Here is a 16,753-nt window from a genome sequence, read left to right on the forward strand (position 1 = left end):
ATATGGATTGTTGAGGAATTCCATTATGTTTTTCATATTCTAAACCTCCATGGCATTATTTATATCATTACATTTATTATCTCTAATATAATGGTTAATAGTCAATATAATGTAAAGAAAGATACTAAATTAGCGGAGAACAAAACAAAATAATGGATAACAAAACAATCGTACTTTTTATAAAAATTACATAGTAATTCACAAGGAAAGACTTCATTTTAATCAAACTTTATTTCAAAGCTTCAACAACTATATCCTTAATTTATAATAAAGAAAAATCCTCACAATAGGGCTTTTTTCTTTGTTACTTGTATTTTTTATCCTTAATCATTCTGGTAAGAACTAGCACTTATATTACCTTGTTGTATAACAAATGATAGGTATGGTTAGATTTCACTCCCCTTAATAAAGTCGTGTTTTCTAAAATCTCTTATAAATGAAAAAGTGAGGACGAAAACAGAAGAGTGAATATTTAAAATATGAACTCGAAGCTTGAAAAAATTTTAAAAGTTTTAGCACACTACGAAAAAAGGAGGAGTTCTTTACATGAAACATGTTAAGGCTTTTGCAGTAAAATTTGTATCAAATCTTATCCTTTTGTCCGTCATTCTCGGTTTCTTTTTTAACATGCAATTTAGAAACATCTTTTTAATAACACTTGTTTTGTGTGCTGCAGCGTATTTAATTGGTGATTTATTGATATTACCTAGAACAAATAATACCGTGGCAACAATTATTGATTTTGGTTTGGCATTTGTAGTCATCTGGTTGATGAGTGAGAACCTAACATACGGGGATGATGAGTTGATTATGTCGCTCATCGCTGCTATTGGTGTTGCATTATTTGAATACATGTTCCATCGTTACTTGTCCAAAAATATTCTGTCTGACAGATTAACAAGACAACGACCAGCAAACACACTACAATACCAAACAGAAGCTTCAAAAGAACTGACGCCAGTCCTTTCAGACGTAATGACAGATACTACAAACGAAATAATGAGTGATGAGGACCTTATCAAGCAAGGTTTTCTGGAAGATACCGGTAATAAACTATCTGAGGCAGACCCAGAAAATCAACCTGAACAAACTCCGAAATATCTAGGAGACGATGACTATTCAGAAGAACTGACGCCAGTCCTTTCAGACGTAATGACAGATACTAAAAATGAAATAATGAGTGATGAGGACCTTATCAAGCAAGGTTTGCTAGAAGATACTGGTAATAGACTATCTGAGGCAGACCCAGAAAATCAACCTGAACAAACCCCGAAATATCTAGGAGGCGATCACTAATGGCATGTAAAATTTCAGAGCTCGGCGCTGTTATAGCAGCAGAAATTGGCAGTACCGAAACGCCAGCTGATTCAAATAAAACAAAATACGGAAAGTGGTACGGACAAGACGGTCAACCGTGGTGTGATATGTTTCAAGCATGGTGTGCAAATCAAGTAGGGGCTACGGATATATGCGGTAAGTTTGCTTACACTCCGTATCATGCTAGTTTTTTTAAGAACAAAGGCGCGTGGTACACAAACCCGCAAAAAGGTGATTATGCATTCTTCCATAATGGCAAGCGCATTTGCCATATCGGATGGGTAGAGAAAGTTATTGATAGTGACACCGTACAAACTATCGAGGGTAACACAGGAAGTGGTTCGAACGCTGATGGTGGACAAGTACAACGTCGTAAGCGTTCCATTAGCGGAACTCCAAAGTGGAAAATCGTTGGTTTTGGACGTCCTGAATATTTAGATGAGGTTAGTACGGGGGAATCTGGTAATGCCGCACCTAAAGTACGAAAGCATATAGTTCAAGAAGGTGAGACCCTGTTTTTAATAGGAAAGCAATATGGTGTCAATGAGGAGGAGATGAAAAAAGCAAATCCAGGTATTGACGCAAAGAATCTAGAAATTGGATCTACGGTCAATATCCCTATTGATGCAAGAGAACCTGGAAACGCCACACCTAAAATACGAAAGCATATAGTTCAAGAAGGTGAGACCCTGTTTTTAATAGGAAAGCAATATGGTGTCAATGAGGAGGAGATGAAAAAAGCAAATCCAGGTATTGACGCAAAGAATCTCGAAATTGGGTCTACGGTCAATATCCCCATTGATGCAAGAGAACCTAGTAACGATCCTGCTAGCGCGTTCTTGTATAGGGTTCATCACTACGGTAACCGTAATGACACCATCGAGGCAATAGCAAGAAAATTCAAAATAAAACAAGCTACGATTAAAGATGCGAATCCAGGAATAAACAATAAACCTAGCGAAGGAACTATAATCGTTATACCTACCGCAAGCATACCAATATCATCTGAACATGTTGTAATAACTTCAATCCATCATAAAGTTTGGAATTTCTTTATAAATGAAGGGTTTTCAGCTACAGCAACTGCTGGTATTATGGGTAACTTACAACAAGAGTCTAGAATGAAACCAACAACGTATCAAGACCGTGGTGGACCTGGACGAGGTATTGGTCAGTGGGAAACTCCAGGACGTTGGGATAAATTAAAGAGTAGTGCCCATGGTCGGGAATGGGATTTACAGTTTCAACTTGAATACATTTTGAAAGATTTAAAAGGAGAGACAGGTTGGGTAGGTGCGACATTTTTGAATGCCTTTGGTGGTTACGAAAGCTTAAAGAAAATGAGCATTTATCAAGCAGTAATTGCTTTTGAGTGTTCATTTGAACTTGCAGGTGACCCTGGATTTCTTGATCGCTTTGCTTTTGCTAATTCTATTTACCGGAGTTTGGCAAGTAATGTAGGGGAATAGGAGCATGAAGGAAATCAGCATTGGCAGCCTTGTTCTTAAATTAGATTAAAAGTTATATCTGTAAAATAATCTTTAATTAGATAACAGCGAATAGTACAAATATTATGTCCTGTACTTGGTTGGCAAATTTAGCCGCATGAAACCGAATACGGAAACGAAAATAACCATCTAAAAAAACTAAACTTTTTGTTTATTTATGGATTGAATTGAACTACTTAACGCTTAACACTTTGCTGGACTGTTTAAAGTGTTAGTAGTTCAATTCTCTATCAATATCATACAACAGTGATTTATTTTATATTAGCCCCAAACCTAATCGAGGAAGATAGCCCACTTTTCCACTTTTCAAAATTTGTACTTGGTCATAGAATAGAGCACCACCCCATGGTCCTTCTTCATCGGTTGTGCTTGGGATTTTCCATCTCAAAGAGATGACTTCAGTACCTCTAGGAACAGGAACAGAAACCGAAGGAGATTCAAATTTAGGTTCTGGCATAAGCTCTAGATTATTGGTAACTAAATGCAGTCTTTTTGTATATGTTTTCACCAATTCTGTTCGATACAAGGCCAAATGAGCTAATTCTATTACCTTAGAATCTTCATCTTTTAAAGCCTTTTCTAACGCTAGGCGCGTACTGTCTCCTGTTGCGATTCTTCCAAGACTTACTACCGCAAAAAAACGTATAGTCGCGCATTTATGTTTTAATAATCGAATTAGATAGGGTACTGCATTTTCACCAAGGGATTCCCATAGATAGGATCCACTTAAATGATAATCAAAGGCAATATTATTATTGGTATATTCACAATCATCTGGATTCCAACGAGAAAAAAGTACTTCAGGATTAGGTCTATTGACTCCAACTAGCAACTCATCACCAACAAAAATCTGATTAGGATTAGAAAGTTGATTAGCTGCAGCTAGGTTTGTTACAGTTTGATTAAAATGGGCTGCTAAGCACTCTAAAGTATCGCCGAATTGTACTACATAGTAAGGGTATCCACCTACTTTGCCGTATTCTATGGCAGGATTGGGAATATAAATTGGCTGATCAATAAAAATTAAATTGGGATTACAAATCACATTATTTTCCATAATGGTTTTGGGCGTGAAGCCAAACTGTGCAGCAATTCCAGCTAAAGTGTCGCCAGGTTTAACTATATATATCATGCTATTTCACCTCTATTGCCTATATTATTCATTAAGTGTAAAGAGGTTCAATTTAATTTTATTTTATAAAAAGTACATCAGTATCCCTTCTAATTAATAATATTAGACTACATAACCTAGCTGTATAACTATTTCTTCAAAGATTATTTAAGCGGAAAAACATAATGATGTACATACTATTTTCTCAATAAGTGTTAGCATGTCTATTAATGTAATTCATTGTACAATTCTTCATGGCAGCGGGGAAGCTGGTAAAGTCGAGTGTATCTAAAGAAAGAAATAAATACACAGAGTATAATTATGAATTACAAGGGCTTGACGAAAAGGTAATGAAAAAGCGGTGAAACTTAATGGATTTAAATAACTTCGGAAAGAAGCATTCTTACGCGTGTTCCATTCTGATAAAAAAGGCGTAACAGCTTGGGAAGAGGTTAAGAAAGTCGAACTTCCTGCGAAAGTAAAAGAAAAGTTACACGTGAAATAAGCCATTTATAACGGCAGAATTTCCTACATGAAGGGTTTGCCTCTTTTTTGCCTATTTACGCCAAGAAACCTAGAAGAAATAGTATGTAGTCAAGTTCTGAATAGTGGCGTTTTAGTACCCATTTCATATTATTTAACTTCTCTAATGTTCTATAGGTTGTACGTCTTTAATTTCTTTTGAATTATCCGCCATTGCCTCAATCTCTTTGAAATCAATGTTTTGAATGTAACATATTTTTTAATTAGCCCTAGCATAACAAGCTTTTTATACAATCCTATTAAAATAAGCGTAACGAATGTAACTTTTCATGTAGCTTGTTACATTAGATAAAATAAGAAAACCCACCTTAGATAAGATGGATTTTTTAAATTTTTATTCTAAGTTTGTTTGTTACAACCACTCGCATCTAATTCTACAGTGATAATCATCCACTCCCAATCTTCTGCATTCTATATAACAAGGATTATTTTCCCAAGGAGGCCGAGTTACTAGTATTGAGTAAGGGTTATATCCATAGAGTGCTGTAGGTGTTTGTGAGGTCTGCATTGAGTATGGAATGGACAAGTAGCTAGGTCTTGGTGGGTATTTAGGGGCACAATGCATATCACATTCATAAGAAGGGTATGAATAAGGTGGATTTTCGCATTTTTTCATACATTCATAATATTCAGGTGGATATTCATGTTGATATTGACGATAATACAAAGACAATCACTCCTTATCTTAAACTTAGTTTTTATAATACTATATTTGATTGTATACCTTTTAGCTGATTGTCTATTTATAATTGGGTGAGTGCCAGAGTAAGCGACCTCAAACCTTTCTTACATAGCCATATACTTACGAGATATTGAAGCAAATGAAACCATACCAATACATGATCTATTATGAAAAATGCAAAAGAAACGTATACCATTTGCTGTATTATATGATAAATATGGCGGTACAGCTGGTTAGGTAACAATTGAAGAATTTTAGGTGATATCCGTGATGAATATTATGGAGATGAGCTTTCACCGATTCAGCAAATGATTAAAGAACATGTTGTTGTAGAAGGTAAAGTACATATTAGTGAATTAAATGATTTACTAGGATTACATATGAATGATAGTGATGTTGATACAATTGATTTGAGCATGATGTGGAAAAATTAAAGCAGCTCTACACTCTTCTGCTAAGTTTTAGGGGGGCTAAATAAGTTTGCTTAACCAACCAACATATCACATGTGTAAAAAGGAACACGTACAATAAAACCCCGATTAAGTCCGGTAACGGAGGATCGGGGTTTTGAATTAATATTTATCATCAATGGACTGCATCTATGTTTAAGCCTGGCTCCCTATGACTGTTTTCAACGCATCGACCGAGGGCTGGAAATAATATTCTCCACCTGTAGGAATAACAAACTCCTTCATGATATCCATCGATTTGTTCGTCGTATACGTGAAAGTGCGGCCCCTATTTCCATCACCATTTTGTCCAATAATTGGGTCCTCTCCGGGTGGCGGGCAAATATCGCCTGAGTTAGTACATTTAGAGCCAACAGGCAATTCCGGTGAATTGGCCCATCCCTTGGTCAGAAACTCAAATTGAAAATCGATTCTGGTCTGATAACACAAAAACATCAATCCCCGGTTACCATTTTCCATATCGTTATATGGAGGCATTGAAAGGTTCACGTTTAGTGGGCTGCCAAAAGGAATCCCGCGTCTGAGTATTCGTCGGGTCAGGCTGGAAAATTCACTTACTATATCTGTAGCCGAGTCCCTTGGGTTAACCTTTCGGATATGTGCCGATATAGGGCACCGTCTGCCAAAAGAATCTTCTTTCGCTTGTGGGAAAGGGTCAGCGTAATTCAAGTTGGGGCTCAATTTTATATTGGTAGTATCAGATCCATATAAGAAATGGTTGTTTGCGTGATTATCTTCAGCTAACTCCTGGTTATCTGTTTCAGGAGAACGCATAAGCGGTGCCCCGCTTGGCCAACGCCCTACCATTTTCGTTCCCATAAGTGTCGGGCACATATTTAACTCTTTGGCCTTCTCTAATACAAATTCCCAAAAGCCTGCTACATCCTGGCGAAGTCTACGCACGACCAGAAAGGAACCGTTGTTTGCCCAAACAGGCACACCATATTTTATAGGCAAGTCTTCGTTCTCTACGGGAACTGGATCTAGAGATTGATCGTTTTGGCTTGGATATCCGAAAACGAACTCCCCTGGCCATACTAATTTTTCACCCGGTTCTGCATCAGTGAGAAATGCTTTATCTGATGGGTCAATCCAACGTTTGGTGAGCATATCTCCTGATGCAGTGGAGAAACGTCCCCTTACGGCTGGTTGTGAAATCCCGTCCCGAAAACCGAAATGTTCATGCCCTGGCAGGTCGTTACGATTTCTCCCAGCTTCTTCATAAACTAATTTCAAGCCGCTTTCGATGGTTGAATTCTTCTTTATCTCTTGCACCTTTTTATCGAGCTCCAACTCCGAGTCACTGGCAATAATGAGAAGAATCTCTGGGGAATTAGCGTCGCCTCCAATCACCCAGTTTTTAGGGTTCCCTTCCGAAGTTTGGTCCCTAGGGTCTCCAAGCTTTCCCGAACGCTTTTTCATTCCAAGTGCAAAAGGTCCATTTTTTGAAAAGTCCTTAAGTGATTCTTCCGAAACCAGTTTTTTTAGTCCAGCATATGAAAAGGCAATATTCATCCAAGTAGCAATTAAGCCAGTTGGTTCCGATCCTCTCCTGGCCCACATCATTTGATACAAACGATTGAACGTCACAACCTCTTGTGTGGTGGAAATCTGTGAACTGATGGACTGAATCCATTGTTTCGCCAAATTAGGGTCAACAATTTCGAAAAAGAGAAATTGCTGAAAGTCTTTGTTGAATCCACCCAAGATATTACCTTGAATCTGATTTACATGCAATAAAGGTTCTTGCTCTAGAGGGGCTACATTATTTTTATTGAGCTCTTCGTTTTCAAAGGGTGCCATAGCAACTTTCCTCCTTTTTACCTGATGACGCGCGTTGGTAATATTTCATTGTCTCCAGCGACAAGACCTGCGGGTCTAACCGCATCATCCGATGAACCAGGACATGTAAGCAACGGGTTTTGTATAGAATGATGCTTACTGGCTACTCCAGTCAATTTCATGGTAATACTTTCAGCAATTTGTCCACCAAATTCGATAGGGCGGCCATCGATTGTCATATCACCTACTTTGAAATTTGCAGATGCAGGAACTTCATACACGGCTCGTAAAACCTGTCCTTTCTGACCGCGCAAAATGGTCCAGTACTGAGCGGGATCACTACCATCAGGCGCTTCAAAACCGCTTGTATCTAAGTCGGAAATATAGAGACCTACGGGATCTTGCAGTGTAATCATCAATCCTTGCTGAGCCAATTTATTTACCTGAAATCCGATAGTCGGATCGCTGAATCGTTGAGCTTCACCGAAACGGGAGCAATTGATTAGAGCAGTTGGCTCATTAATCATTTCCCCATGAGCGTCCTTACGCAAAATTGTTGCGCGAGCTGCAATGTTAATTTCAGCAGATAAAGTGTTGTTTGGTTGGATTAGATGCATCGCGCCATGCGTGGTATTCCACTTGTTGTTAGGGTTATAGGTCCCATCTGGATTCAGGAGATCCGTCAAGCTTACGTCCTTGCTAATGTATTTTTGATACATTGCCAAGAGTACGTCTTTACTACCCTGAGCGCCTGCCGTTCTAGGACCACTATATCTTGTAGGATACCCATCCGCTAATGCTTGCCAATACTCAGGTCCCTCACAAGTAAAGGTGACTCGTAACACTTTATTTTCTTGGTCTCTTTCTGTATGCCACTCGCAATACTCATCATGTTGCCGAATTCCATTAGGATTCAATTTTTCTGCCGCTGGCAGATATAAATCTGGATTGTTGTGATTACGGATTTGAATCACTCGTGGAAAGGCGTTCCAAGTAATGTCAAGCGTTTGCATGTCCGATGAAGTTTCAGTGATAGACGGATTATAGAATTGGGGTATACCTCCTAATGCCGCCAATTCCTGTTGAACGTCCTGGATGTTACTATTGAAAAAATCGGAGATGATTTCATGCCAAGCCTCAACCTGATTAGGGATAGAGTCAAAGTCCTTTAAGTTACCTGGAGAATGAAAACGTCTTACAATTGTCATTATGATTATTCCTCTCTTAATTGATTTTTATTGGTAAATAGTAGACGGATTTAAACATCTGATTCTGCTCAGATTCAGACGAAACTATTACATTAACAATTAGGATCCAGATTTTCACTACACCAGCATCCTCGAATGAGAAAGTTATTTTTCAGTTTATGAATTTGATAAAGTCTTTCTGTTCCTGCAATAATATCTAGTGACAGGACATTCTTAATAAGGTTTGGAGAATTTGAAGGAAACATAATCGCTCATGGACCATTGGAATGAGCTAAACCTAATATATGTCCCATTTCGCGCAATGCAACAGTTCTACATCAAATGCGTTCGGAGAAGTCCCAATACTTCAAGTGTGCTCACTATTATCAAAACCTCCCATAATATTATTGAAGTAGTGTCTTCTCACGACTTGAAGGCAAGTCGTATCGCGTTCCCCATTTTTTAGAAATATCTTTCGTTTCAATATCAAATGCATAGGCTATCCGTTTCTCGTCCCAGGGACATAGTGCTGAAAAGTCTATTGCTGTAACCGCTAGTATATCGGGTACTCCGCATGTGGACTTTGTCATTAGCTCACGAGTCCGCTCAGTAAACGTCTTAGTTTCTGCTAATCCATAAAACCTTTGAAACTCGAAAATATTCTCAGATATTTAAAATTCTAATGCCTGAGAATCGTAGAGGGCTTTCCAAAGATAGCCAAAAAAGCAGGGAAAGTCCCGAACGTTCTTAAGATTCTTGCCAATCCTCCTCTATTTGTGGGTATAACTCTACCGTTTTGAGAAAAGGGCTTCATTTTTAATTTGCGCATTTTCATTAGTCAAATTGAGAGGGTTTGAATGGTTTATCATTTTAAAAACCTCCAACTCAAAGTGTAGTATTAACTGTTATTTGGGTTTTTATTACAGAAAGAATTAAATCTAAGTGACCGCTAAAAGATTAAAAACCAATCCTTTTAAATTGGATAATAATCGATATAATCGTTAGATTATAGTTTTTACTTTGATATGCATAAATATCGTAAATAATAGGAGAATCTAAACGGTGTGGCAAATTTGTTTTAACTAAAAAAATCGATGGGGTAATCAACATATTTACAGATTATAAATGCTACATAGAGATTTATTCCTAGGCTTTTTGCAGCAGGAAGAAAAAATAATCTACATAAAATTTGTAGAGAAGGAGGCTTTTCTATAATGGGTTCAAATGAAGGATTTGATCCTATTTTCTTAGGAGAAGAGTTTCCTATTTCATTTCCGTGTTTACGTGAAGATATAAGTCAAATTGCATTAGAAAGAGCTAAAATTTATGCATTTACACATTTTTTAATTGTTATGAATAAAGAACGGAAATTTGCGTTTTATGGAGTAAATAATACCGATGTAGAAAAAATATACAGTTGGATAGATGTGATAACGGGCACCTGGATGAGAGGCTTAAGAATAAAAATCAGGTAGGAGACTGGTTATATGCAGGAGGCCAGGCGGACTTGTGGGATAGGGGTTACCTTGTTAGAAGAGAGGATGTAATTACTTTAACACGAAATTATGTAGGTGTGAGATGAAATGGCATCGGGCAAGGGATGACAGGAAGCCATCTTAATCGTTCGAATTGAAGTTAATGGTTTGGAATATATTTTTAGGGGAGGGAAATAATACTTGTGATAAATCTTGTTTGGAGGTCGAATAATGAAAAATCTAGATGGTACAAAGAAAAATTTAGTCACAGGTAAACCAGATATAAGTAATCTTAAAAATTGTATTGAAGATGTTAGAAAAGCAGCATTAACCAATATTGATGGACCAGAGGATCCAACTAATTACCATGAACTACGTGGGAGATTAGAAACTTTACGAGATAAGTTGCCTCCTTTATACCGTGATACAATGTATAAACCTTTTATCAAAAAACTCAATGAATTGGGACAAGAAGGGTTTACTAGAATATTATTGAGGGACCCAAAAAGAGAAAAAAAAGCAGGTTTAATGCTAGACATTGCTCAGGCTATTCTTCAGCATGGCGAAGGGTATAAACCTAATGCTACAGGGGCTTTTCAAGAATTAGTAAGTGATCTTTATGATGGTTTTTTGAGCTTAGAAGATAGAGCAGGAGTTAAACCACCAGATTTGAGTATTATTCCGCCACTTGTTAAATGGGGAAATCCAAAGGCTGGCCCATATACTTGGCCAGTAGATGCAACTTCTATTTTTGGGGTGGAGGTAGCTGTTGTTAATCTCCCGCCAGTTAATGCGACACAAGGTCTTTTGGCTTGGTCAAGTATAGGACATGAAACAGGCGGTCATGACATATTACATGCTGATACTGGATTACTGGCTGAGTTAGCTGAAAGTGTAAGAACAGAGTTGGAGGAACAAAATTTTGGACATGATTTATCTGAATATTGGGCTTCCCGTATTGATGAAACTGCGTCTGATGTTTTAGGTATATTGAATTTAGGTCCTGCGGCAGCGATAGGTTTAGTCGGTTATTTTCGTGGTTTAAATGCGGCCTTTATAAGACAAGCTATCCTTAGAAATGAGGGACCTGATCAAGATCCTCATCCAGCTGATATATTAAGAGGGTATTTAGGAGCGTATGCTGTAGGGTTGCTTGAATTTGATCAAGCGAAAGAATGGGAGAAGATAATTGAAACTGAAGTAGATAAAGATCTCTCAGAGATTCAACTAGAGGGAATAGCAATAAGTAATGATGAGGCTAAGAAATCAGCTCAAATTGTTGCTTCTACTATAGTGAAGAGAAAATTAATTAGTTTGGAAAATCATAGTTTAAATCAGATTCAAAACTGGAAAAATAAAGATGAGTTAATTGTTGCTCAGTTACGCTCTTCATTAAATACATTGGGTTCGTTGCCTGAAGAATACAAATCAGGAATTTATGCGGCTCATATAGTTGCTGCTGCTGTTACAGCCGCTATTTCGAAAGATGGAGATGTTGCTGTTATTTTTGATAGGATGATTACGTCGTTAAAAGCAATGCATGATTCTAATCCTTCTTGGGGACCCTTATTTGTGGTACACCCTGGAGATATTGTACGACACTTACTTTATCGTAATTAACGTCAATACGTAATATATTGGTTAATCATACCCAGGTAGTGCAAACATCAAATAAATTGCCTATCTGGGGTTTTTATATGGATTTATATCTTATTCTTCGCTCAAACAATGTAAAAGATAAACGGAAATTAAGTTATCTTATTTTATAATGAAAGTCATTAGAAACAACTAAAAAAATGTAAAGAATCTACACAAATTTCTTTTTAGAATAACTTTTGTATATAATTGGAAAGGGTAAATTGAAATTATGCCTAATTCGTTGGTAGAAAGTCTATGAACAGTCTGAAAAAGAACATCTCTTCGAAGAACTGCATGGGAAGGGACGTACAAGTCGTCCTCATTCTAATTTAATTGTTATTTAGAAAAAAACTAAAGAAAGCGGAAATTCATATTGTATTTAGAGGAAATCGAAAGGGCGGTACTGAAAAAGAAACGCTAATCACATTATGAAAATATATACCCGTAATACAAAAAATATCGATTTGCTTCTCAATAAAAAGCCATTATTTCTATATACGATATTTTGTATGAAATAGGTATTTATAGTAGTTTCATAAAAGTGAGGCTCGTTCAAATGAATGCATTAAGTGATAAAAAAGAATGTAAATGAACTTAAAAAATCATTTGAAGAAACAATAAAAATGTGATATGCAATTCATTAAACTGGCATGAAATTATTTGGAAACAAGAAGGGAGTCAAAATAAATTAAATATCAAGCGGACTAATCATGCACGAATATAACTTAATGACGGAGGAATTCTTTAGGAATCAACATGAATGTATGGAAAAAGCCATATAAGAATATACGATATGTAAGAATCTAGGGGGAAACGATGGCGGAAATTGCAAGAATGATTAGGGGGACATAGTTCATATGTAGTCAAGTTGTTAGATTCTAAAAATCGATGTCATAAAGAGGACACTGTTTAGATAAGCTTGAATGAAGTTTTTTTTCAGCTATATGAGAGATAAATTCGCATATAAAATCGTTAAGCATTCCTGTACATTAAAATAAGAATTGAATTTATAAAGGTACATATAGTTACTATTGTTATTAAAAGATATAAAAAGAGAGGACTCCGGTACAATATTGGAGCCATCTCTTCAATATTTAATTTTTAAAAAGCTCTTATTATGTTGTCAATTTTATTGAGATAGTTCAAATGTATAAGGTGAATATTTATCTTTGCGATTAAAAAAATTTTATAGTTTAAAGTTTTATACATAATAAAAATGCTATATGGCAGAATAACCATACAAGGTTTTTTGAGTTAGAAAACTTTTCTGTTTTACATAGTATTTTATTTGGAACGAATCTCTTATAAATAAAGGTAAATGATTTTTATTTATAAATAGGGAAAAAAGTTCGCATAGATCTTTTACCAAAAGAATATAGTGCCAAATCATATTCTTGATTATTTATCTCAATAGTATTATGTTCACTAAGAGTGTCGGCAAAACGTGCAACTCCTAAAGCTAATAATCCTTCTGGGCTAAGGCCTATAAAAAAACCACCCTTTTTCTTAAAGAGTAAAACGTTATTAATATGAACATCTGAAGCTTCTAATGTATAACCAAAAGTAATAACGTCAGGAACGCTATTCTTATCTTTTGGTCCTAAATAGACTATTTTATCATTTGGCCCAGTTTGATCTTCAAGATAATATTTATACCAGAAGTGATATCCATTTAGGCTACTACCTTCTTTCTTTTCTTCTCCAATAAATACATGTTCAAATCCATTTAGGCTAATACCAGAACCACTATCGAACTGTAGAAACCAAATGTTATGCAAATAAGTATACCACTGCTCGTCAGATAAATTTGTACCCTTCCTAGACTCAACAAAAGTCCTACAAATCTTCATAGGTTCAGACTGTATAGCATGTTTTAATAATGCATCTACTTCTTGTTGTTCTTCAACAGTATTGTCTTCTCTTAAATGTGGATCTAAGTAGAAATTATTAAATAATTTTTCGACCAAATCATATGAATTTTTCTTGTTTTCAGGTATTACTACCTCTTTTAATAACATATGATTTTGTTTTTCTTCTTTCCCCCTAACCTTAGTAGGTTCAACTAGAACGTATCCTTTTTGAATATCTACATCTTCTTTATTGAAAGTGGCTTTGATGCCATTTCCATGCATATCCGCATCCCATATTTCTTGATAAATGTTTGACATTCATTCATCTCTCCTTATAATTATTGAATTGTTCATTCAAGATATATAGTTTGTTAATTCCTTTTTTTTATACTAAGTATAAAAAAAGGAATTAATTCTAAATGTATTAATAGTAACTACAGAAGGAATAGGATGGATTTGAGTTAATATTTGGATAAGAAAAGTTGAATCTAAGCTACTTCTTTAGCCTGATTTTCAATTACTTGTGGGGTATCGATTCTATTTTGGTTATAATATCCTACAATGTATTGAAATAGTGCTAAAATCGCTTGTCAAATATGGCATATTGTGTGAAAGATTCTGTTAAAAAGTTTTTTAAAGATAGAGAGTTAGGATGGGGGATAGCTGAATTCTATACAATTGTGAGTAATCTCTGTAATTTATTGTAAGTTGTTTGGCCGCAAGAGGTACGGGGCAAGGATGAAGTATAAACTGTACCGGTTAAGGAGTGATTCTTAAATAACTCTTAGATTTAAAAGACTTTATAGTTATATTTTTGAGTACAATGAAATAATGCTTATTGAACTGAATGGCAGGGTAATAAAATCCTTTTAGAGAAATATGGTTTAATAAATTATTACTAAAAAGGAAAGATAATCTTATATGATAGGAATTAATAGTAAAAAACAGGGGATTGATAATGGTATGTTTAGTTTGTATAAATGCCTAATACAATAAAGTGTTAAGTATTTAATTCACGTTAAATAAGGACTGACTGAGGGTTATAATGAAAAGAAAAAGAACCCTATAGGGTTCTCTTTCAAGGCATGTTAACAGTAAGGAGAATCATGAAATGCTACTTCAAATCTTTATTAGGGGAAAGATTTTGAATAAGCTTAACATACATCTATTTTTACATATATGTAATATATAGTAAATTGATAATGTTTAGACTTTCTATTACCAATATTCAATTAATATAGTTAACACTATGTATATAGTGTTAACTTGCATTTAGTACAGTATACATTTAGAAATCTGATATTAGATTTCATTTGTTGAAAAAGCTAATAGCTATATTATTTCAAATTCTAACTAACATTTAAACGATTTATTTGAAATTGGTTGTGCATTAACTCTTAAAAGCCAATAAAAGTAAATAAAATAAACAAAGACCCTGTAAAAATACAGGTTCGGATACAGGGTTAAGGGAACGCATAGTTTCTTAGAATCATAATAGCATATATTCTTTGTATAGCTACATGAGGATTTTGACAGAATTAAGAACAAGACAGAAAATCTATAAGAAAGCAAATATAGTGCTGGAAATGTGATTGAAAATTAAGTTATTGGTATATTGAATTAAACGAAAACTCTTGAGTACCATGATTAAATTTCCTTTAAATATGAGGTTTATATTAGAGGGATAATTGGTTCTTACTGAAAAGGAAAAATGTTTTTTAGATTAAAAGAAGAAAAGACACCTTCTGGGTGTCTTTTCTTTAGGTAAACAGTTCACATATTGCTGAATTAGATAAGAAACCATAATTCGACTATGAAGTAAATCTTAACATAATCTGAACTGATAAAATATGTTATATTACATTTTTAGTTTTTAATTATTTTATTGAATACATATTAGCAACGTAAATAAAAAGGGCATGCAGTCGTATCTGCAGCCCTTTTTAGGAGGAATTCAAGACACCATAAGGACACGTATTGGTAAACAGGTTCCAAAATAGCATATGTGAAAAGAAAAAGTTCTATACCAAAAGTAGACAGAATCTCATCTTTTTTACATTTTCAAAAATGAAATTCCGTCCTTTTTGAAATCATTACAGCACACACTTGGTTTGTAATGAAATTAGAAAAAGGATACATGAAAATGGCAGACAACTATTTTGTTGTCTGCTGGTGCCAGTGGGTTGAATGAGTTAGTCAATGCAATAAATTGCTATCCCATTACCAGAAGAGTGAAGCCGCTAGTTCAAACGGCTTAGACATAGTTTGTCTAATAAAGAAAAAATTATGAGTAGAGATTTTGTTTGCTCTATATGAAAAGATAAATAGATATTCATCAGACAAGGATAATTTAGCATACCTTGAATAGGGTGTAGGAACGAATTAAAGAAAAGGATATTTGTTTAGGAAGGGACTGACTCAGGAGTGGGACTTTCGGACAGGATTTGGAGAGCGGTGGTTGCCTTTGGTATTGCGACTAATAGCGTTGCTTGTATAATGGCAGTATACATTCAAAAATATGAGCTAATGATAGATCATCTTACAAATATTTTATTTTTAATAATTATCTCTTTAACGTTTATAAAGATGAAAATTAACAAATGGGTGGCTTTAGGATTTACATTTGTTGTAATAGAGAAAGGTATTAAGGCGGGATATGACTTCTACACACATGATTATTATGGTGTCAGTTGGAGTTTAGCTATCATTGTCTATTGCATATACGAGATGAAAAAGTATCATATTGAAATAAATGAATAGTCTCAACAATAAGATGTTAGTAGGTGTAATTTTTTAAATAATAAAAAAAAGACACTACAAGAGTGTCTTTTTTTTGAAAATACTCTATAATTAACTTTGGGGAAGGTAATGTTAGAGTATTTGTTTAGCATTATTTTTATATTTGATAAACCATGAAATCGAAAGATTTTGTGGTTTATTTTATGAACAATAGATATTACAGTATTGGCAGTAAGCTACTGATCATTATAAGCATTAAGAGAGAAGGGATTAAAAGTCTAACATCGAATAACGGTTCCGGAATATAGTGTTGCGAAATGATCTCCCATATCCCAAACGGTACTTGCCTGTATATAGCCCTTAAAGCCTTCTGAAGAATAATAAATCTCTTTTGGTATACTTTCTTTAGTTTGGAAATGTGCTTTAGAGTACTTTACATAATGGTTTTTAA

Annotated in this window: 10 protein-coding genes and 2 pseudogenes; 7 read left to right on the forward strand and 5 right to left on the reverse strand. The window is 35.1% G+C overall.

Translation table 11 applies throughout. From position 1 onward, the window contains the following. The first annotated feature begins 546 nt into the window (after positions 1 to 546). Both AC0ONG_RS28675 and AC0ONG_RS28680 read left to right on the forward strand, forming a co-directional pair. On the forward strand, positions 547 to 1,296 hold the full coding sequence (locus tag AC0ONG_RS28675; RefSeq protein WP_474205117.1) for a YndM family protein: 750 nt from the start codon (positions 547 to 549) through the stop codon (positions 1,294 to 1,296). Then, positions 1,296 to 2,786: a phage tail tip lysozyme gene (locus AC0ONG_RS28680; protein ID WP_474205119.1), complete on the forward strand. Its 1,491-nt coding sequence runs from the start codon at positions 1,296 to 1,298 to the stop codon at positions 2,784 to 2,786. Before AC0ONG_RS28675 ends, AC0ONG_RS28680 begins: the two co-directional genes overlap by 1 nt. Positions 2,787 to 3,081: 295 nt before the next feature. Here the strand turns inward: AC0ONG_RS28680 and AC0ONG_RS28685 are convergent, their stop codons facing one another. Further along, positions 3,082 to 3,957, reverse strand: coding sequence for a LysM peptidoglycan-binding domain-containing protein (locus AC0ONG_RS28685; RefSeq protein WP_474205121.1), 876 nt, complete (start codon positions 3,955 to 3,957; stop codon positions 3,082 to 3,084). A gap of 364 nt (positions 3,958 to 4,321) precedes the next feature. On the opposite strand from AC0ONG_RS28685, the pseudogene AC0ONG_RS28690 reads away from it, so the two are divergent. Then, a pseudogene (locus tag AC0ONG_RS28690) lies at positions 4,322 to 4,441 on the forward strand (YxeA family protein); the annotation flags it as partial. Between the two features lie 816 nt (positions 4,442 to 5,257). Further along, positions 5,258 to 5,592: pseudogene (locus AC0ONG_RS28695) on the forward strand (hypothetical protein); the annotation flags it as partial. A gap of 174 nt (positions 5,593 to 5,766) precedes the next feature. Here AC0ONG_RS28695 and AC0ONG_RS28700 read toward each other — a convergent pair. The 3 genes from AC0ONG_RS28700 to AC0ONG_RS28710 form a co-directional block, all read right to left on the reverse strand. Continuing rightward, positions 5,767 to 7,434 (reverse strand): Dyp-type peroxidase, encoded by a 1,668-nt coding sequence (locus AC0ONG_RS28700; protein WP_474205123.1) that lies wholly within the window; start codon positions 7,432 to 7,434, stop codon positions 5,767 to 5,769. A gap of 17 nt (positions 7,435 to 7,451) precedes the next feature. After that, positions 7,452 to 8,621: a hypothetical protein gene (locus tag AC0ONG_RS28705; protein ID WP_063538514.1), complete on the reverse strand. Its 1,170-nt coding sequence runs from the start codon at positions 8,619 to 8,621 to the stop codon at positions 7,452 to 7,454. 383 nt (positions 8,622 to 9,004) lie between these two features. Further along, on the reverse strand, positions 9,005 to 9,190 hold the full coding sequence (locus tag AC0ONG_RS28710) for a hypothetical protein (RefSeq protein ID WP_141550226.1): 186 nt from the start codon (positions 9,188 to 9,190) through the stop codon (positions 9,005 to 9,007). Positions 9,191 to 9,814: 624 nt separating this feature from the next. On the opposite strand from AC0ONG_RS28710, the gene AC0ONG_RS28715 reads away from it, so the two are divergent. Beyond that, positions 9,815 to 10,075 (forward strand): hypothetical protein, encoded by a 261-nt coding sequence (locus AC0ONG_RS28715; protein ID WP_097961510.1) that lies wholly within the window; start codon positions 9,815 to 9,817, stop codon positions 10,073 to 10,075. 231 nt (positions 10,076 to 10,306) lie between these two features. Beyond that, positions 10,307 to 11,695 carry a hypothetical protein gene (locus AC0ONG_RS28720; RefSeq protein WP_474205126.1) on the forward strand — a complete coding sequence of 463 codons (1,389 nt, stop codon included), beginning with the start codon at positions 10,307 to 10,309 and terminating at the stop codon, positions 11,693 to 11,695. A gap of 1,343 nt (positions 11,696 to 13,038) precedes the next feature. Here AC0ONG_RS28720 and AC0ONG_RS28725 read toward each other — a convergent pair. Then, the gene (locus AC0ONG_RS28725) at positions 13,039 to 13,881 is read right to left on the reverse strand and encodes a hypothetical protein (RefSeq protein WP_098438201.1); all 843 of its coding nucleotides are present in this window, start codon (positions 13,879 to 13,881) and stop codon (positions 13,039 to 13,041) included. A gap of 2,106 nt (positions 13,882 to 15,987) precedes the next feature. Here AC0ONG_RS28725 and AC0ONG_RS28730 point away from each other — a divergent pair. Then, positions 15,988 to 16,323 carry a hypothetical protein gene (locus AC0ONG_RS28730; RefSeq protein WP_474205128.1) on the forward strand — a complete coding sequence of 112 codons (336 nt, stop codon included), beginning with the start codon at positions 15,988 to 15,990 and terminating at the stop codon, positions 16,321 to 16,323. Positions 16,324 to 16,753 lie beyond the last annotated feature (430 nt).

The sequence above is a fragment of the Bacillus sp. TCT6 genome, assembly GCF_056033845.1.